This window comes from Martinezella lusitana (assembly GCF_900094565.1).
Taxonomy (GTDB): Bacteria; Pseudomonadota; Alphaproteobacteria; order Rhizobiales; family Rhizobiaceae; genus Rhizobium; species Rhizobium lusitanum.
On the sequence record NZ_FMAF01000058.1, the window covers coordinates 1 to 17,077 of the forward strand.

The window sequence follows — 17,077 nt, forward strand, 5'->3', positions numbered from 1 at the left end:
CGGGTGATTTTGGTCCAGGCCATCGTGTTCTCCATCGAATCTCGCAAATCCGAAGGAATCATAACCTGTTGAAATCACCCACCTCTTTTTGAGGCAGCCTCTAAGAGAACTATTGTCAGGTTTGTCCAACCCAGGGTCGCGACGTACTCGGCTGATTATGCTGCATTTCGCATGCAGTTAAGAAAATTTGGTAGAGGCTCTGTGGGTTCTTTCAAATTGGCACGACTCTTGAACTACGGACAGCAATTCCGACCCCTCGGAAAAAACGAGAGGAAAGCAGGATGTCAGCTCTTCCACAGCCCGCTTCCAAAGCTTTAGCGATAACGTTCGCCGGTGGCCGCTCACGGCCAGCGACTTCATCTGGCGACAGCATGGCGTGCCATTATTTGCCCGAGAGACAGCATCGATTGTCTCGGGACGGTTGCGGTTCCACTCAAATCAATAAACAGACTGGCCGAGTTACCGATCTGAATTCCTCGGACCTCTCGCCACCTTCTCAAGCTTTAAATCGAGGGGAACTTGCGGCCGAGTTCGGCCGATTTCTTGACCAGACACATACCGTCGCTCGGTCTAAACAGTTATTTGAGCACTTATCAGCTTTTGCTCTGAATCTTGGCTGCACGTGGATAGCCTACGGTCCTCTTACAACCGAGCGCAAGGTTTTACAGCCGGTTCGACGCCCTTCTTTTGAGATCCTGAACTATCCTGATGAATGGCAGAAGCGATGTCTCGAAATGGGTTATGATCGGAAAGCTCCTATTATCAAGGAAAGTCGAATGCGATCAGGCCCTATTCAATGGAGGGAGGCATACGTTAGCTCGAGCACAACTCCAAACGAACGGCGCATCTTCGACGAGGCTGCAAGCTTTGGCGTAAGGTCAGGCATTACCATTCCATTGCGCAGCGCGGCTGGAAGTTTCGCCATCATGAGCTTTGCCCAGCAGATTGAGCGTGAATTCCACCACAGGGCAATCGCCTACTTACAACTAGCGGCGATACATTTCCATCTGAGACTTGCTAATGTCGGGAGTTCGAATGTCATGGAGAAAGTGCCTGAGCTCTCGCAAAGGGAGAAAGAATGTATTCTCTGGGTAGCACGGGGAAAGTCGTCATGGGACATTGGAATTATTATGAGTATATCTGAAAATACTGTTAATTTTCACATTAAAAACGTCATGAGAAAATTAGACGCTGCGAGTAGAACCGTCGCGGCTATTAAGGCGTTAAATTTCGGATTTATCGAGTTGTAGGAGGCGATGTTCGTTCGTCGCTAAGTGATAGTGCCGCCACTGCCGCAGGCCTGTTTTCCTGCGACGAACAATAGGCAAGTAGGAACACTATCATTCTAGGTAGGAGCACAGTTGGCAATGGCCGTATAGAGTTGCGGAAACTTTCAAAATGGAGCCCGCTTTCGGAGCATTGCTAAGATCTCGCGGTAATTGGCGAGGGGTACAGGCGCTGGTGGGTCATGGCATCTGGTTGAGGAAATAATCGTGAGTAATGACAGCATTTCCAATTCCCTATTTGCCTTTGAAAACCATGAATCGAACGTGCGATCCTATTCCCGATCATTCCCCGTGGTGTTCACGAAAGCGGCAGGAGCCATCCTCGAAGACGAAAATGGTTGTGCGTTCATTGATTTTCTTTCCGGCGCGAGTGCCCTTAACTACGGTCACAATGATCCGCACATCCTAAGTGCTGCCGTGGAATACCTGCATTCAAATGGAGTTATTCATGGGTTAGACATGGCTACGCCGGCGAAAAGAGAGTTTATGGAGCTTTTTGACGACCTGATTTTGCGCCCGTGCGGTCTCTCATACAAATTTCAGTTTGTCGGTCCCACTGGCGCCAATGCCGTCGAGGCAGCTTTGAAACTTGCACGCAAGGTCACTGGACGTCATAGCGTCGTTTCATTCACCAACGGTTATCATGGGGTGAGCCTGGGCGCGCTTGCTGTAACTGGTAATCGATACTTCCGAAATGCGGCAGGTCTTCCTCCTTCCGGCGCGGTCTTCATGCCTTACGACGGTTATTGGGGGCCTGATCAGGATACTACGGAATATCTGGACAAAGTGCTTGCGGATGGTAGCAGTGGCGTCGATTTGCCTGCAGCTGTTATTCTCGAAACCGTTCAGGGTGAGGGCGGCATCAATCCTGCGAGCAGAAACTGGTTGCAGTCGCTAGAGCGGCTTTGCAGGAAGAACGAGATCCTCCTGATTATTGATGACATTCAAGCGGGCTGCGGACGAACTGGCGATTTTTTCAGCTTTGAGTTTGCGGACATTTCTCCAGACATCGTTCTCTTGTCTAAGTCTCTCAGCGGTTGTGGGCTGCCGCTGTCGCTCCTGCTGCTCAAACCCGAATTTGACGTATGGCAACCAGGCGAACACAGTGGAACCTTTAGGGGCAACAATCTCGCACTCGTGACAGCGACTGCTGCTTTGCGAAAATACTGGACAAATGAAAAGCTATCTAAAGGAGTTGTCGAAACAGGATGCATTCTAAGAGAGCGCCTTCAGGAAGTCGCCCAAAGCAACCGAAATTCCAACATTACCGTACGTGGAAGGGGCATGATGGTGGGGCTCGACTGCAGTACGGGCAAATTGGCGGGGGAAATCGTACGGAAAGCCTTTGAAGACGGGCTTGTAGTAGAGCGATGTGGCGCTGAAGATCAGGTTATTAAGCTTCTTCCTCCATTGACAATTGAACGGCAGATCTTGCAGCGTGGCTTGGACATTCTGGAGAAGTCCGTCCACTCAAGCGTATAAAGCTACGCTTGCCTCTTGGAGGCATGGCAGAGCCAAAGCAATGGGGGGAGGGCATTTATCGTAGTTTTGGGCACCGCGGCTCGCACGAACCGGTTCATTCTCCGATCGTGCGGCCGGACGGGCGTCTTCGTTGGCGCCACTCGTAATGGGTTGCCGCTATTTAAAAAGTACGACCCTTAAGCTTGTTGGGTACTGCGGTTGATTTGTCGGATTCATGACACGGAGTTCGGCCCTGCGCGTTGCCCCATCCTCACCTAAATAGTTGAACAGTGGTAAGCGGTTAGCCGACGGCGTCTGGTTTGAAGTTCCATGGCATGAGCAGCTCAATATCAGCGGCTGGCCAGCGATTTGCGATGCGGGTGAGCGTTTGAGATAGCCAGGCAAGCGGATCGACGTTGTTCATTTTTGCCGTCTGCAGAAGTGTGGCGATCGTCGCCCATGTCTCTCCGCCGCCCTCGCTGCCGGCAAAGAGACTATTCTTCCTCGTAATGGTTTGGGGCCGGATGGCACGCTCGACTATGTTGGAGTCGATTTCGACGCGGCCGTCCGTCAAGAAGTGCTCCAGCGCCTCCCGGCGTGTCAGGCCGTAGCGTATCGCCTCAGCAGTCTTGGACTTTCCGGAGACTTTGGAGAGTTCCTTCTCCCACAACTGGAAGAGATCGGCGACAATGCCAGCGGACGTCTCCTGACGGCGCCTCGCGCGCGTTTCGGCATCACTGCCGCGGATCTCGTCCTCGACCTTCCAAAGTTCCGTCATGGCTGTGATCGACGCCGTTGCAGCGTCATTAATGCCGCCGACATGCAGCTCGTAGAACTTTCGGCGTAAATGTGCCCAGCATCCGGCAAGCTTGATCGTTTCATTGCTGCCGGACTTGGCGCGCTCCTTGAGCATGCTGGTATAAGCCGAGTACCCATCCACTTGCAGGATGCCGCTGAACCCGGCGAGATGACGCGCGACACACTTGCCACCCCTGCTGTCTTCGAAGCGATAGGCAACCATCGGCGGGCCAGACCCGCCAAACGGTCGGTCATCGCAAGCGTAGGCCCATAACCACGCCTTCATCGTTCTACCAGAGCCGGGGACCAGCGTCGGTAAGGTGGTCTCGTCTGCAAAAACCCTCTCTCCGGCTTTAATGCGTTCCAAGATGTAATCCGCCAAGATCCGCAGCTCGAAGCCCAGATGCCCCATCCATTGGGCCATCAAAGAGCGGCTGAGAACCACGCTGTCGCGCAGATAGATCGCCTCCTGCCGGTAGAGCGGAAGACCATCGGCGTATTTCGACACGGCGATATAGGCCAGCAACCGTTCGCTCGGCAGCCCACCTTCGATGATATGCGCGGGCGCCAAAGCCTGCAGCACGCCGTCACGTTCGCGGAAGGCATATTTCGGGCGGCGTGTGACGATGACCCTGAACTTCGGCGGTATGACATCAAGCCGCTCGGATCGGTCCTCGCCGATCAGAACCTTTTCCAAGCCTTGGCAGTCGTCGGGGATCTCCGGCTCGATCACTTCCTCGATGCGTTCGAGATGGGCGGCAAAACCTTTGCGTGGCCGCGCCTCCCTTTTTGGCCGCTCTTTGCCCACTTGGCCGAGCTCGCTGTCAATCGCCGCAAGGCCAGTCTCGACCTCCTCAAAAGCGAAGTCTATCTGCTCGTCGTTTATCGCCAGCCGCAGTCGCTCGGAGCGCGTACCGTTTTGGGCCCGCTGCAAAACCTTCAAGATCGCCGTCAAAGTGGTGATCCGCTCGTCGGCTTTCTGTTGGACAGCCTTCATTCGGGCAATTTCGGCGTCAGTCGCAGCCTTCTCTGCGTTCAAAGCGATGATCATCGCTTTCAGCGCATCGATGTCGTCAGGAAGGTCGGGACCGGGTAAAATCATGCGCGTAATAGAGCATAAAATCAGCCGATTTCCCAACACTTACAGCAACATGATTCAACTTGCCGCACGTCGTCATCAGCCGATCGAAAGTGGCCGGCGCACCTTGGCGGGGCGGATCTTTTTCCAATCCATTCCGGCCAGAAGTGCCATCAATTGCGCATGGTCGAGACGGACGCGGGCAGCAGACGGGACAGGCCAGCAGAAGCCATTTTCTTCGATTATTTTGGCGTAAAGGCAGACCCCACTGCCATCCCACCAAACAATGCGGATCCGGTCTGCACGTTTCGAGCGGAATACATAAAGCGCACCGTTAAAGGGTTATGTGGCGCGCCACATAACCATATTTATGCATCGGGTGAGATTTTGTGGCGGAGCCATTACGGCGCCAGCCGGGGACTGCCAAATCTAGAATTCTCCGCCACATAATATTTCATGCCTCTCTGACGGGCGCGGGATCCCCCTGCGCCGCAATACTGGAGGGGCAATATGCTCGACTTCTATTTTTCGTATCGTGGGGTACTCAAGCGTCTGCGTAGCGGTGCGCTCGGCGGCGAGATGGATCGCTTCGCGGAGCATTTTTTCACGCTCGGTTATAAGCGAGCGTCTGCCAAGATTTACCTGAGCCGGATTGCGCGCTTTAGCCAGTTTGCCGCGAGGCGTTCTTCTGGGCGGCCGCCGCTTTCTGGATTGGTTCCGCCATCACCATCTCGGCCAGGACCTCGAGCCGTTGACGGCTGAGCAGGTCCTTGCTGCTGTCGAGCATCGGCTGTCGCTATCGGCGACCTCCGGCAGCCGCACGGCAGCGACTGCTCACACTCGAACATTTCTTCGGTTTTTGTATTGGGCTGGCTACCATCGCCAAGATCTCGCCGGCGTTGTCCCAAGGACGCCCTCTTGGCGTTTGGCACATTTGCCGCCACGCCTTGCATGGGATGACGTTCGGCAGGCGATCGATGCGATCGGCGCAACGACGCCGGTCGACATCCGCGATCGAGCCGTCCTGCTGCTGCTCGCCACTACGGGCATTCGCAACGGCGAGTTACGCGCCATTCGGCTGAAGGATATCGACTGGCGTACTGGCGAGGTTTTTGTCCGGCGCACCAAGGGCAAGCGTGATCGGGTGGTGCCACTCCTAGAGGAGACCGGCGCCGCACTCGCCGATTACATCCTGCGCGCTCGACCGAAGGTGGATAGTCCGTATCTGTTCCTGTCCTTCACGCCGCCGCTGGGGCCGTTCAAGTGCGCGTCGCCTGTTTCGAGGATCGTGCGGAAGCGGTTGCGGCATGGCGGGGTCGAACTTGGGCGAGTCGCAGGTGCGCATCTCCTGCGCCACAGCCTTGCCACCCAGCTCGTCAGGCAGCAAAGGCCAATCAACGAGGTCGCCGATCTTCTTGGCCACCGGAGCATCAACACAACGGCGTTGTACGTGAAGGTTGCGGCCTCGCAACTCGCCGAGGTCGCACTCCCCTTTCCGGGAGGCGCCGCATGACCGCCTTTGCCCGATTCCTCGGCGAGAAGGTTGAGCGTTACATCGAACTGCGCCACTCGCTCGGCTATGCCTTCAGTAAGCAAGCTGGTACGTTGCGCGCTTTTGTCCGCTACGTTGAACGCACTCAAATCGACGCGCCCGCCACCCGGACGATGGCGCTGGACTTCGTCCTATCGTTCGGCGGGGCCGCCAACAGCCGCACCACTCGTCACGGCGTGCTCCGCAGATTCTACGAGTATCTCGCCGTCTATGACGCCCAAACCGAGAGCTTGGAGCGTAGGGTCTTTCCCAGATCCAGGGCAATTCCGCCGCCGCGGATCCTCAGCGAGTCAGAGTTGGCGTCGCTCATCGACGCATGTGCGCGCATTTCGCCAAGCATCCCTCTCAGGGGGCGGACGATGGCAACGCTAATCGGATTGTTGGCAAGCTCGGGACTGCGATCTGGCGAAGTGGTAAGGCTTGATCGTTCCGACGTCGATCTGACCAACGGGGTTCTTCTCGTTCGGAAGACGAAGTTCCGCAAGGACCGTCTCGTTCCAGTTCACACGACGACCCAGGCTGCCCTTCGCCACTACGCCAGTGAGCGTGACGCCGCTTTTCCCACGCCCAAGGACCAGGGCTTCTTCCTCAGCTCTCGTGGCAACCGCCTCTCAGCGACCGGCCTGCAAAACGGTTTTGCCGAGGTGCGTAAGCTCTCCGGCCTTGATGGCGGTAAGCCCTTAAGGCCGCACGATCTCAGGCACCGGTTCGCCGTGACCCGCCTCAGCTTCTGGCATCAACAGCGCGCAGACGTTCAGGCGTTGCTCCCGTTGCTCGCCACCTATCTCGGCCACGCCAGCTACAGCGATACCGCTTACTACCTCACTGGTTCGGCGGATCTTCTCGCCATTGCGGCGGACCGCGCTTTCCTCGATGGAGGTGCAGCATGAGCGAACATCTGCTCCTGGCGCCGCTCCTGGAATCCTACTTTCGCCGGCGCCTAACCAAGCAGCGCAACGCCACTCCCGCGACTGTCGCGAGCTATCGCGACGCCTTGCGCATGCTGATCCTCTTTGCCGCCGCCAGGTTGCGGAAGAGGCCGGCGGCGTTGGTGCTCGAAGATCTCGATCGAGACCTCGTTCTCGCATTTCTCGACGAACTCGAGGAGAAGCGGAACAACACCGTCGCCACGCGTAATGCCCGACTAGCTGCGATACGATCTTTCTTCCACCATGTGGCAGCCGCCGACCCGGCGTCCTTTGGTGTCGCGCAACGCGTGCTGACGATTCCCACAAAACGCGCGCACATTGAGGTGACGCACCATCTCACCGACGCAGAAGTGGACACCGTCATTGCGGCGCCCGATCAGAGGACGCCCCGTGGTCGGCGCGACCGCGCGTTTCTGCTGTTCCTGGCGCGGACCGGCGCGCGGGTCTCCGAAGCCATCGGTGTCAATGCTGACGACCTTCAGTTGGGACGCCCGCACTCGCAGGTGCTATTGCACGGTAAGGGGCGCAGAGATCGCGTCATCCCCGTTCCTCAGGATCTGGCGAGAGCGCTGGCGGCCTTGTTGCGCGAGCGCGGAATCACCAACCACGAACCACGACCGATCTTTATCGGTGCCCACAATGAGCGCCTGACGCGCTTCGGGGCGACCCACATCGTACGACGAGCGGCGGCCAAGGCAGTGGCCACAAGGCCGGATTTGGCCGAAAAGCCCATATCGCCACACATCTTCCGGCACTCCCTTGCCATGAAGCTTCTCCAGTCCGGCGTGGATCTTTTGACGATTCAAGCCTGGCTCGGGCACGCACAGGTCGCCACCACCCACCGCTATGCCGCCGCGGATGTCGAGATGATGCGTAACGGACTCGAAAAGGCGGGCATCAAGGGCGATTACGGGACGCGCTTCCGGCCCACCGATGCCGTTCTGCAACTGCTGAACAGCATCTAAGCTAAAACATTATGTGGCGGAAGATGCCAGATTTGGCAGTCCCCGGCTGGCGCCATGACGGCTCCGCCACAAAATCTCACCCGATGCATAAAAAGGGGTCGAGGCCGCCATCGCGCACCAGGGCCATCAGCGAGGCCGCGCCTTTGCGGAAGTCGACCGGTTGGCACGACACATAGACCACGACACCCGAAGCGATCATGCTTGCCGTACCGCCCTGACGATGCCGCTCAGCAGCGCCGGATCGATCGAAGCGCTGACGCGAAGTGTCGTGTCGCCCACCTGGATCTCGACAGTGTCCGTCCGCACCGCCTCGAAACGAGTAAAGGCCTCATCGTTTTCGGTTGCTCTCAACCGCTGAACCGAACCAGATGCAAGGGCTACGCGCCGCCATCCAAAGAGCTGCGATGGGTCCATTCCATGGGCACGCGCGACCGCAGAGACATTTGCGCCCGGAGCCAACGCTTGCTCCAGGATCAGAGCTTTCGCCTCATCTGACCACGACTTCGGTTTCCGCCGCGTTCGCACCGGCTCCGCCGTCAGAATTTCGAACGTACGATCATGATTCATATCTTCACTCATAGGATTCCCAGCATGATTCATGCTGAAAATGAGCGATTTCGCGTCTCCATGCTACGTGGGATGGCCTGTCCGCTTACGAACAGTGGAGATAACCCCTTCGTTGGCTAATTCTGCGGAGTTGGCACATCTTTTGCTTGCTTCCTATTGCGAAGCAATGGACTGCCGATCTTAACGTCAAGGACGAGATTATGATGATGAGAAGTAGAAGACAGCGTGCCGCACATCGAGTAATTTCATGTTCGGCGCCGTCCTGATTCTCCTGACGATGTTGGTGCGCTTGGGTTGACATCGCCTGATCTTCAAGAAAGTTTCAATCAAACCAGGTCCCGGGGAACGCTTAAGCACGTGGATGCCGTAGGCAACACGGGCTGTTTGAGGCATCGCGGAATGGTCACGTTTGTCAACGAAGACGGCGACCTTAATCCATAGACCAAGGAAAAGCCTTTGTCGCTTAAGCATTTGCCTAATAGACTTCAGGAAGTAAGAATGGATTGTCCCACCACAAGTCTCATAAAGAACAACTATGAGCGATTTCCTCGGCAAATGAAGGTCGCTGCGCGTTGGTTGGTTGACCATCCGACAGAGGTCGCACTGCTGTCAATGAGGGAGCAGGCACGCCGAGCACGAGTGCCTCCGGCAACATTAACGAGACTTGCAAAACGCCTTGGCTTCGACGGTTTCGACAAATTAAAGGAGGTATTCGCCGATAGGGTCAGGGAACGGCCGGAAAGCTTCGGTGGGAGTGGAGAGGAGTTATTGGCACGAGCGGAGATCGGGGGCGATGGCGTCCTCATATGCGATACAGTGAATGCTTTGCAGGGTCATCTAAGCAGGTTCGCGCAGCCGCCCGCGATTGCCGCGTTGGCGGCAGCAGCCGACCTAATAGCGGAGGCGAAACAAATTTTTTGCGTCGGCCGCCGTTCAAGCTTTCCCATCGCCTATCTAATGCACCATGTTGGATCATTGCTTGGCTCTCCTACAACATTGATCGATGGGATGGGCGGTGCCTCCGATGATGCGCTTCGGTCTGTCGGCCCAGAAGACATTTTGCTAGCGGTCACAGTCAACCCTTACACTCGCTTCACAGTACAGGCAGCCGAGTTTGCCGTATCCCGTGGTGCAAAACTCGTCGCTTTGACGGACAGCGAACTGTCTCCAATCGCCAAGATTTCTCAAGCGGTAATCCGCGTTCGCACCGAAGTTCCTTCATTTATTCACACGATGACTCCCGCATTGGCCGCAGTAGAATGTCTCATGGAACTGGTCGCCGCGAGACGCGGGAGCTTCGCTCTTCGAGCTCTGGCTGACCATGAAGAACAACTTATGGAATTCGAAACTTATGCTCTGAAGAGCGGCGTCGGCAAGAACTCTCATGACTAAAGAAGAGCCAGAAATTTGAACCGCTCGTTTCCGCCTAGCAGGTCGCTGAACTCTATCGCATCGAGGCTGAGTTGCGTTTGTTTCCCCTATCGATTGGCCGGAGGACAGGATCGATCAGCGCCCTTGATAGCGCACATGCGGACCTAGCTGAGCCACCATCTGGCTCGCGTCGCTGGCTGCTCAACTGTCTAAAGCTCTGTCTCCCGCCCTGCGCAGCCGCTCCAAATACCAGGCCCATAATAAGGAAGGCCGAAGGTTGCACGATTTACCTTTACAATGAACATCAGAGCTCACGTGCGATAACTGGCTATCAAACCGAGTCTTCAAATCCTCTTATGTTCGTTGTCAAGTGGTCTAGGCATGACTGTGTCCCTTCCATCAGCAGTGATGAAGCCGTGTAGATGAAGCTGATATACAAAGTTGGAGGCAGGGCTTTCGACGACGGTTGGCATACTCTTGTGCGCGGGTTGTTTACCGCATTTCCGTAGGTTCTGTCGGGCGAAATGAAAAACTGACCCCCTGACGAACCGAAGAACTGACCCCTCGTGTCAAAACGAGGAATGATGGATGACGAGCACGATTTTATCGCATCCTGCATTGTCGCGAACGATGCAGGACGGGGATATGCTTCAGGCTGATGAGGTGGTGGCGATGTTGCGGCTGCACGAGCTCGGTTGGGGCGCCAAACGTCTATCGAAGGAGTTCGGATGCGCCCGCAATACGGTCCGGCGTTATCTTCGAGAAGGCGGAGTTGCACCGTTCAAACAGCCTGTTCGGCGCACGGGGTTCGACGGGCTTGATGATTGGCTTCGCGAGCGTTTTTTCCGGCACGACGGCAATGCGGATGTAATCCGCCAGGAGTTGGCGAGCGAGCATGGAATCACCATCGGTCTGCGTTCAGTTGAGCTTCGAGTTCGGCAGTGGCGGCGAGAGCTAAAAGCACAGAAGCGGGCGACAGTCCGCTTTGAGACGGCGCCAGGCCATCAGATGCAGATCGACTTCGGTGATACGAAGGTATGGATCGGCGGCGAGCGGGCTCGGGTTCATCTGTTCGTGGCGACGTTGGGCTATTCGCGACGGATGCACGCTCGCGCGTCACTGAGGGAGCGGCAGGCGGACTGGTTCGAGGGGATGGAAGGCGCCTTTCTGCGGTTTGTTGGATTCCGGCGGAAGTGCTGATCGACAATGCGAAAGCCCTGGTCGAGCATCATGATGCGGTGACGCGAGAGGTAAGCTTCAACGCGCGACTGCATACTTTTGCCCGTTATTGGGGCTTCACGCCGCGGGCCTGTGCACCGTATCGGGCGAGAACGAAAGGCAAAGACGAGCGCGGGGTCGGCTACATCAAGAAGAACGCGATCGCCGGGCGACGCTTCGAGAGCTGGGCCGAGTTCGAAGCGCACCTGGATCGATGGACACGCGAAGTTGCCGACCAGCGTGAACACGGCACCACCGGTGTCAAACCGGCGGAACGTTTTGCCGACGAAGCCAAGGCGCTACGTCCGCTGGCCGGACGGGCACCCTTCGGACAATTGCGGGATCTGGTTCGCAAGGTTCAAGCCGATTGCGCGATCGACCTCGATACCAACAGCTACTCGGTCCCTTGGCACCTGATCGGTGAAAGCGTTCAGGTCGTAGTGTTGGCCGGCCGCGTGATTATCCGTCATGCCGGCCAGGTCATCGCTAACCATCCCCAGTGCCGGGGGCGACGACAACGAATTGTGGACCGGGCGCACTTTGTTGGCGTTACCGGCTTCGACGGGCCGGTTCGTAAGGAGGCCATCGAGGCCGCGCCCGCTGCCTTGCTGCGGCCGCTTGCGGAATATGAAGCAGTGGTTGGAGGAGGCTGGTGATGACGACTGTGGATCATGACGTGCTGATCGCAACGCTCGACCGGCTGAAGCTGACGGCGATCCGCGACCAGCTCGATACGTTGCTGGACGAGGCAGCGCGGTCGAAGATGACATTGCGGGAGGCTCTCGCCTTCCTGGTATCGCGCGAGATCGCCCGGCGCGACGAGCGGCGGATATCAATGTCGAGCAAGCTGGCGCAATTCCCGTTCGTGCGCGAACTGGACGGCTTCGACTTCGAGGCGCAGCCCTCGCTGGATCAGGGGCAGATCAGGGAACTAGCGACCTGCCGCTGGATCGCCCACGGTGACACTGTTCTGTTCCTTGGACCGCCAGGTACAGGCAAGACGCATTTGGCGGTGAGCCTCGGCCGCGAGGCGATCCGTCAAAATTACAACGTCCAGTTCGTCACGGCGGCTACCTTGGTGGCGATGCTGGCGAAGGCTCACAGCGACGGCTCGCTCGACAAACAGTTGACGATTCTGTCGCGACCGAAATTGTTGATCATTGACGAGCTGGGGTACCTGCCCTTCGAGGCCAATGCCGCCCACCTGTTCTTCCAACTGGTGTCTCGGCGCTACGAAAAGGGCTCAATCCTGATCACTTCAAATCGCTCTGTGGGCGAATGGGGAAGTGTTTTTGGGGATCCCGTCGTTGCCACGGCAATATTGGATCGCCTGCTTCACCACTCGACAGTGATCACCATTCGGGGCGATAGCTACCGACTTCGCGAAAAGCGCCGCTCCGGCCTTCTGCAGAAGGCCGGAGCGGCGCTTGAAACCAACGAAACTGCAAACAAATGAGGGGGTCAGTTCTTCAATTCGGCAGAGGGGTCAATTCCTCGATTCGCTTGACAGGTTCGTCTGGGGCTGCCTCTGTCTACGATCGGGCATGGGCTCAACGCTTGCCACTTGGATTTGGCGAGGATTCCCCACCGGGGCTCTGCCCCCAAGTTTATACATCAGCAGATATATGCGAATGCTGATTAGCTGCTTCCTTTCATGTATTGAGGTTGGCGTTGATCACGCTTATGCCGCGGGAGCGACCTCTTGACCGATAGCCCACAGGAACGCCGCCATTTCCCGAGCGATCGCGATGGTGGCTACTGCCTTGAGCTTCCCCGCGCCGATAAGTTGATGATAGCGTGCGCATAGCCGGATCTGAGCTTTCCAGGCGATTTCGCGGACCGGCTGTGGCAGCCCCTCCAGTCTTGCCTGAATGGCCCGACTTACCCGGGCCGGGTAATCTATACGTCCACGCGCCCTCAGAACACGGCGGGCCCGCGTACTTCCCGCCTTGGTGATACCCTTGCGTTTCACCGGTTCGCCAGTCGAGCTCTCGGACGGCACAAACCCCAGATACGCCATCAGCTGCGGAGCCGTTTCGAAGCGCCTGACGTCGCCGATTTCAACCACGAAAGTCACCGCTGTGAGGAGCGAGACGCCGCGCATTGCTTGATAGGCTTCGACGACTGGCGCCATCGACCAGGAGACCACAGTCGCGGCGGCCTGTTTGGTCAGCCGCTCTACCCGAACCTCAGCGTCTTCGATGGTCTGAATGTATTCTGCGAGAACGATGTGGTGGGCGGGATGGGTGAACAACAACTCTGCCAACCATCGCCGATGGACTTGTGTCCAGGGCGAGCGGCCGCTATAAATATGACCGCGACGCAGCAGGAAAGCCTGCAACTGCTGGCGGGATTTCTTCAGGGCGTCGTTTGCAGCCTCACGAGCCCGGACCAGATCGCGGATCGCCTCATGGGTCTCATCTGGAACCCAAACTCCCGTCAGTTCCCCCGCCCGGTGCAATCGGCTTGTTCGAGCGACCGTCGGAGGAACAGCTCAGCGGGCAACACCTCACTACCGCAGCAGGTTTGATCTAGCAATCCCGTATGCGAGCTCGTGCGGCTCACTGTTGTCAACTCACATAGCTCAGATAGGGCCGATATAGGGGAAACGTGATAGCTTCCGGTACGTTGCTGATTACCGCCAGCGCGGTGACCGCGTTGTAAAAAATGACCTCTTTCGGCATGCCCTTGTCTGCCTGCGTTAGCGCATCTAATACGCTGCGATTCGTGTGAAAATCGATGTTGAAGGAAATCGAGGCCGATAAGCTGCGAACGTGATGGAGCGTTCCGGGCGGCATATAAAGGATGTCACCGGGATTTACCGTGATTACGAGGGGTGTCGCTCGCTTGTACTGCGGAAAGCGCACATAGTCCGGTTGCTCCGGGTCCACATCAAACCACCGCCAACCTCGGCGTGCACAGCGGGTGGCTTGGCTGGGTGGGAGAATGGTGAACTGCTTCGCACCGAAGATTTGGAAAAATAGGTTATGGCTAAGCAGCGTATCGAAGTGGAGGGGGGTAACGGTTCCTTCCGGACCCATGAAAAACTGCGTATAGCGCCACCAGTGCCGGCGGTAAGACGAACTGACAAAGTTAACCGGGAAGGGCTGACAGTCCTCCGCCAAGCTCTCCACTAAGCCCAGTAGGGGGATGTCGTGGCAGTAGGGTGCCGCTCTCGCGTTCAATGAAGAGGCTCCATCGTGGCAAGACGGTGACTCCATTACAAACCGGGCGTATTTTGCTAGTTCCCAAGAAGAGACCTTAATCTCGCTGCCGTCGAGCGTTTTGGTGGGTACAATCATTGACCCGGCGACTTTCTCAAAATACTCAGGTGACCAGCGCTGACAGGCACTCCAGGCTGCACAGCCTCCACGTAGGAGAACCGGCCGCATGGGATCTCGGTAGTTCGTCGCAAATTCCCAGTCAAATAGCTCTGTCACTGTAGGAATCGATGACCAGCCAGAGTCTTCTAGCGGCGCCAATGAGGATGCTACTGTTTCAAGTTCAACCATTTTTAATCTCATATTTTGCGTGAATTCGTTAAGCGACGACTCCCATCGCGACCGTAGCGAATTGGCTAACCAGCAGCATGCGGTATTAACCTCTTGGACGGGTAAGTAGACCTTGTATTTATGCAGGCGGCGGTCGAAACGTAGACCCGGCACTATCGAACCACTCGGGTCCCACTTCCGTATGCTTGCTCACACACTCACGAGCACTTGTCGCGGAAGGTGTCGTTTGCACCGAACTCTCTGAGCTTTGTAAACCGCATGGGATCACTATTCCCGCAGACGGTGTACATTCATTCCTGTCATTTTCCTGTTAATTTCCGGATAGAAGGATATTCGGAATGTGCCCACCTGCTCAACTATTAGTCTTGGTAGTTGGTGTATATACATCTGAGCAGACCACCTAGGATGCGTACTGTCGACCGCGGGCATACAACTCGATCACCGCAAATGTCGGGATCTGGAACGATGCGCACGAGATAGGTGCTGGTTTCCATTGCTTTTGAGCCGGATGGAGCGTGCTGAAACCAACGCATCAACGGCAGGGCGGCTTTTGCAAAGCAGGTAGAGACGTGGGGAAGACCTTCTCACCAGCAGCTTTGGGTTCGCACCAGTTGGCGACTTACTTGGCGATCGCGGTTTGCTGAACATCTGGCGTCGGGACGCTCGGCTGACCGTATGTCGGCGAGGAGATCTTGAAGATCGTCAATCCCATTTTCGGTCAGGCCTTTTGCCATCTTCACTGCCGCCACGGAGATAAACCAGTTTGCCTTCGGCGATATTGTCCGAGTTGGCGGTTACCTCTCGACTAATTCGAAGTTCTCGCCGATCATGGCGACGACTTCTTGTGAGCAAGATAAAACCTCCACCTTCGGTGGAGCGTAAGCCCCGTCTGTGTCCCATCGGTTCGGCTGCTTTTTGCAGCATAGGTTCGAATGCGAGAAGGTTTCCAGGCGCATATGGAAGCTGAATGATGGATGATGGATTTGTTGGTCGGTACGAGGTTGTTGAGCCGCGCCGCGGTAACCGGCGGTCGCCGGATGATGTGAAGGCTCGAATTGTGGCGGAAAGCCTTGAGCCTGGTGTTCGTGTTGTTGATGTCGCGCGTCGTCACGGCGTAATAGCGAACCAGCTTTCCGATTGGCGGCGTCAGGCTCGCGACTGCATTCTTATACTGCCGTAACACTGCCGTCAGAGCGCATGGTGTCGAGCCAGCGTTCGTGCCTCTGCCAATCGCTGCGGAGTCGCCTGAGCCTGTCACTCGTTTGGACGCTCCTTTAATGTGATCCGTGAGGTGCCGCTCCAAATCCGACCTGATCGGCCAACGTCGAGGTCGACAGGTCTATGCCCTCACATTTGAACCTTGTGCTCTGGCGGTTCAGCGGACTGTGCATCCCAAATTTGTCGAAGACGATCGTCGCCAGCAGATGCGGACCGATGAAGCCGCGCGGCGTGGCATGGAACGGTGCTGGCGCCTGGCTGATCGCCTCGCAATCGCGGCAGGTAAATTTCTCCCGAACCGTCTCGATCACTTTGAAGCGGCAGCGGTATCTCCTCCAGTGTCTCGTTGACATCCTCGCCCAGCTTCGACAGGCGCGGCCCGCCGCCGCAGCACAGATGGTCGGGGGATCGATCACCACGCGCTCGCGCTCGGCATCCTCTGGCCAGGGTTTGCGCACCGGCCGTTTGCGTGTGAACGAACGCACGCTCGACGTTCTGGCGGCAGCAGCCTGGGCCGCCACTTCATCCTCCGTCGCGGCCATCAGTCGGGTAGGCGCGGCCCGTTTCCGGGCCGCACCCCCCTTAGAGTCGGATTCGAAAAGCGTTCAACGATATCCATACCTTGCTAGCCGTCTGGTGATGAGACGAATGTGGGCGATCATGATCCACGCTTCGGCTGATGCGATGGAGCGTTCGACGTCTTTGGCCAATCTGCGGCATCTGCCAAGCCAGGCGAAGGTCCGTTCGACCACCCATCGACGCGGCAGAACCTCGAAGCCTTTCGCCTTGTCTGAGCGCTTGATGATCTCGATCGTCCAGCGCCCGATCTTTTTCAGTCGCCGCTTCAACTTATCGCCCGCATAGCCACCATCGGCGAAGACATGCAGTAACCATGGCCACCTGTGGCGGATGGATTTCAGGAGATCGGGAGCACCGTCGCGATCCTGGATGTCGGCGCTGTGCACCATGAGACCGACCATCAGGCCGAGCGTATCGACGATGATATGGCGCTTGCGGCCTTTGGTCTTCTTGCCCGCGTCATAGCCCCGGATGCCGCCGCTTTCGGTGGTTTTGACGCTCTGGCTATCGATCACACCGGCCGTCGGGCTTGCCTCCTTGCCC

12 protein-coding genes and 7 pseudogenes are annotated in these 17,077 nt (G+C 57.1%); 9 read left to right on the plus strand and 10 right to left on the minus strand.

All coding sequences use genetic code 11. The annotated features are described in order from the left end of the window. Positions 1-281: 281 nt before the first annotated feature. Positions 282-1,250, plus strand: a complete 969-nt coding sequence (locus GA0061101_RS37640; protein ID WP_004126135.1) for a LuxR family transcriptional regulator — start codon at positions 282-284, stop codon at positions 1,248-1,250. A gap of 243 nt (positions 1,251-1,493) precedes the next feature. Next, entirely contained in the window at positions 1,494-2,768 is a 1,275-nt protein-coding gene (gene ectB, locus GA0061101_RS37645; RefSeq protein WP_004126138.1) for a diaminobutyrate--2-oxoglutarate transaminase, read from the plus strand. A gap of 280 nt (positions 2,769-3,048) precedes the next feature. Here ectB and tnpC read toward each other — a convergent pair whose 3' ends face one another. From tnpC to GA0061101_RS40870, 3 genes and pseudogenes are all read right to left on the minus strand, one after another. Continuing rightward, a complete protein-coding gene (gene tnpC, locus GA0061101_RS37650; RefSeq protein WP_004126142.1) occupies positions 3,049-4,647 on the minus strand; it encodes an IS66 family transposase in 1,599 nt (532 codons plus the stop codon). Between the two features lie 75 nt (positions 4,648-4,722). After that, positions 4,723-4,953, minus strand: a pseudogene (gene tnpB, locus GA0061101_RS41260) (IS66 family insertion sequence element accessory protein TnpB); the annotation flags it as partial. A 331-nt stretch (positions 4,954-5,284) separates the two neighbouring features. After that, complete coding sequence (locus GA0061101_RS40870; RefSeq protein WP_276307848.1) at positions 5,285-5,410, minus strand: hypothetical protein; 126 nt, start codon at positions 5,408-5,410, stop codon at positions 5,285-5,287. 147 nt (positions 5,411-5,557) lie between these two features. Here GA0061101_RS40870 and GA0061101_RS40680 point away from each other — a divergent pair, with 147 nt between their 5' ends. From GA0061101_RS40680 to GA0061101_RS37670, 3 genes are read left to right on the plus strand one after another with little or no spacing between them, the layout of a single operon-like run. Then, the gene (locus GA0061101_RS40680) at positions 5,558-6,136 is read left to right on the plus strand and encodes a site-specific integrase (protein WP_240535524.1); all 579 of its coding nucleotides are present in this window, start codon (positions 5,558-5,560) and stop codon (positions 6,134-6,136) included. Beyond that, a complete protein-coding gene (locus tag GA0061101_RS37665) occupies positions 6,133-7,065 on the plus strand; it encodes a tyrosine-type recombinase/integrase (protein WP_004126144.1) in 933 nt (310 codons plus the stop codon). Before GA0061101_RS40680 ends, GA0061101_RS37665 begins: the two co-directional genes overlap by 4 nt. After that, complete coding sequence (locus tag GA0061101_RS37670) at positions 7,062-8,069, plus strand: tyrosine-type recombinase/integrase (protein ID WP_004126146.1); 1,008 nt, start codon at positions 7,062-7,064, stop codon at positions 8,067-8,069. The genes GA0061101_RS37665 and GA0061101_RS37670 overlap by 4 nt, the downstream gene beginning before the upstream one ends. Positions 8,070-8,145: 76 nt before the next feature. Here GA0061101_RS37670 and GA0061101_RS40875 read toward each other — a convergent pair whose 3' ends face one another. Continuing rightward, positions 8,146-8,268: a transposase gene (locus GA0061101_RS40875; protein WP_141694186.1), complete on the minus strand. Its 123-nt coding sequence runs from the start codon at positions 8,266-8,268 to the stop codon at positions 8,146-8,148. Next, entirely contained in the window at positions 8,265-8,636 is a 372-nt protein-coding gene (locus GA0061101_RS37675; protein ID WP_240535525.1) for a transposase, read from the minus strand. Before GA0061101_RS37675 ends, GA0061101_RS40875 begins: the two co-directional genes overlap by 4 nt. A gap of 498 nt (positions 8,637-9,134) precedes the next feature. On the opposite strand from GA0061101_RS37675, the gene GA0061101_RS37685 reads away from it, so the two are divergent. From GA0061101_RS37685 to istB, 3 genes and pseudogenes are all read left to right on the plus strand, one after another. Further along, positions 9,135-10,028, plus strand: a complete 894-nt coding sequence (locus GA0061101_RS37685) for a MurR/RpiR family transcriptional regulator (RefSeq protein ID WP_004126151.1) — start codon at positions 9,135-9,137, stop codon at positions 10,026-10,028. Positions 10,029-10,595: 567 nt separating this feature from the next. Next, positions 10,596-11,881: pseudogene (gene istA, locus GA0061101_RS37690) on the plus strand (IS21 family transposase). Then, the gene (gene istB / locus GA0061101_RS37695; protein ID WP_004126157.1) at positions 11,881-12,681 is read left to right on the plus strand and encodes an IS21-like element ISSme2 family helper ATPase IstB; all 801 of its coding nucleotides are present in this window, start codon (positions 11,881-11,883) and stop codon (positions 12,679-12,681) included. The pseudogene istA and the gene istB overlap by 1 nt, the downstream one beginning before the upstream one ends. A 225-nt stretch (positions 12,682-12,906) precedes the next feature. Here istB and GA0061101_RS37700 read toward each other — a convergent pair. From GA0061101_RS37700 to GA0061101_RS40685, 3 genes and pseudogenes are all read right to left on the minus strand, one after another. Continuing rightward, positions 12,907-13,692: pseudogene (locus GA0061101_RS37700) on the minus strand (IS110 family RNA-guided transposase); the annotation flags it as partial. A 103-nt stretch (positions 13,693-13,795) separates the two neighbouring features. Further along, on the minus strand, positions 13,796-14,737 hold the full coding sequence (locus tag GA0061101_RS37705; protein ID WP_240535526.1) for a cupin-like domain-containing protein: 942 nt from the start codon (positions 14,735-14,737) through the stop codon (positions 13,796-13,798). Positions 14,738-15,321: 584 nt separating this feature from the next. After that, a pseudogene (locus GA0061101_RS40685) lies at positions 15,322-15,567 on the minus strand (hypothetical protein). A gap of 137 nt (positions 15,568-15,704) precedes the next feature. Between GA0061101_RS40685 and GA0061101_RS37710 the strand changes: the two are divergent. Continuing rightward, a pseudogene (locus tag GA0061101_RS37710) lies at positions 15,705-16,014 on the plus strand (transposase); the annotation flags it as partial. A gap of 15 nt (positions 16,015-16,029) precedes the next feature. On the opposite strand, the pseudogene GA0061101_RS37715 reads toward GA0061101_RS37710, so the two are convergent. Together GA0061101_RS37715 and GA0061101_RS37720 are read right to left on the minus strand one after the other, a co-directional pair. Then, a pseudogene (locus GA0061101_RS37715) lies at positions 16,030-16,494 on the minus strand (IS66 family transposase zinc-finger binding domain-containing protein); the annotation flags it as partial. Between the two features lie 66 nt (positions 16,495-16,560). After that, a pseudogene (locus tag GA0061101_RS37720) lies at positions 16,561-17,077 on the minus strand (IS5-like element ISRtr4 family transposase); the annotation flags it as partial.

What these genes read in the sequence shown, in the direction of transcription:
- GA0061101_RS40870 (WP_276307848.1), bottom strand. Translation starts at nt 5,410, where the DNA reads ATGCTCGACAGCAGCAAGGACCTGCTCAGCCGTCAACGGCTCGAGGTC.
- GA0061101_RS37685 (WP_004126151.1), top strand. Translation starts at nt 9,135, where the DNA reads ATGGATTGTCCCACCACAAGTCTCATAAAGAACAACTATGAGCGATTT.
- GA0061101_RS37670 (WP_004126146.1), top strand. Translation starts at nt 7,062, where the DNA reads ATGAGCGAACATCTGCTCCTGGCGCCGCTCCTGGAATCCTACTTTCGC.
- GA0061101_RS37640 (WP_004126135.1), top strand. Translation starts at nt 282, where the DNA reads ATGTCAGCTCTTCCACAGCCCGCTTCCAAAGCTTTAGCGATAACGTTC.
- istB (WP_004126157.1), top strand. Translation starts at nt 11,881, where the DNA reads ATGACGACTGTGGATCATGACGTGCTGATCGCAACGCTCGACCGGCTG.
- GA0061101_RS37675 (WP_240535525.1), bottom strand. Translation starts at nt 8,636, where the DNA reads ATGAATCATGATCGTACGTTCGAAATTCTGACGGCGGAGCCGGTGCGA.
- tnpC (WP_004126142.1), bottom strand. Translation starts at nt 4,647, where the DNA reads ATGATTTTACCCGGTCCCGACCTTCCTGACGACATCGATGCGCTGAAA.
- GA0061101_RS37705 (WP_240535526.1), bottom strand. Translation starts at nt 14,737, where the DNA reads ATGGTTGAACTTGAAACAGTAGCATCCTCATTGGCGCCGCTAGAAGAC.
- GA0061101_RS37665 (WP_004126144.1), top strand. Translation starts at nt 6,133, where the DNA reads ATGACCGCCTTTGCCCGATTCCTCGGCGAGAAGGTTGAGCGTTACATC.
- GA0061101_RS40875 (WP_141694186.1), bottom strand. Translation starts at nt 8,268, where the DNA reads ATGATCGCTTCGGGTGTCGTGGTCTATGTGTCGTGCCAACCGGTCGAC.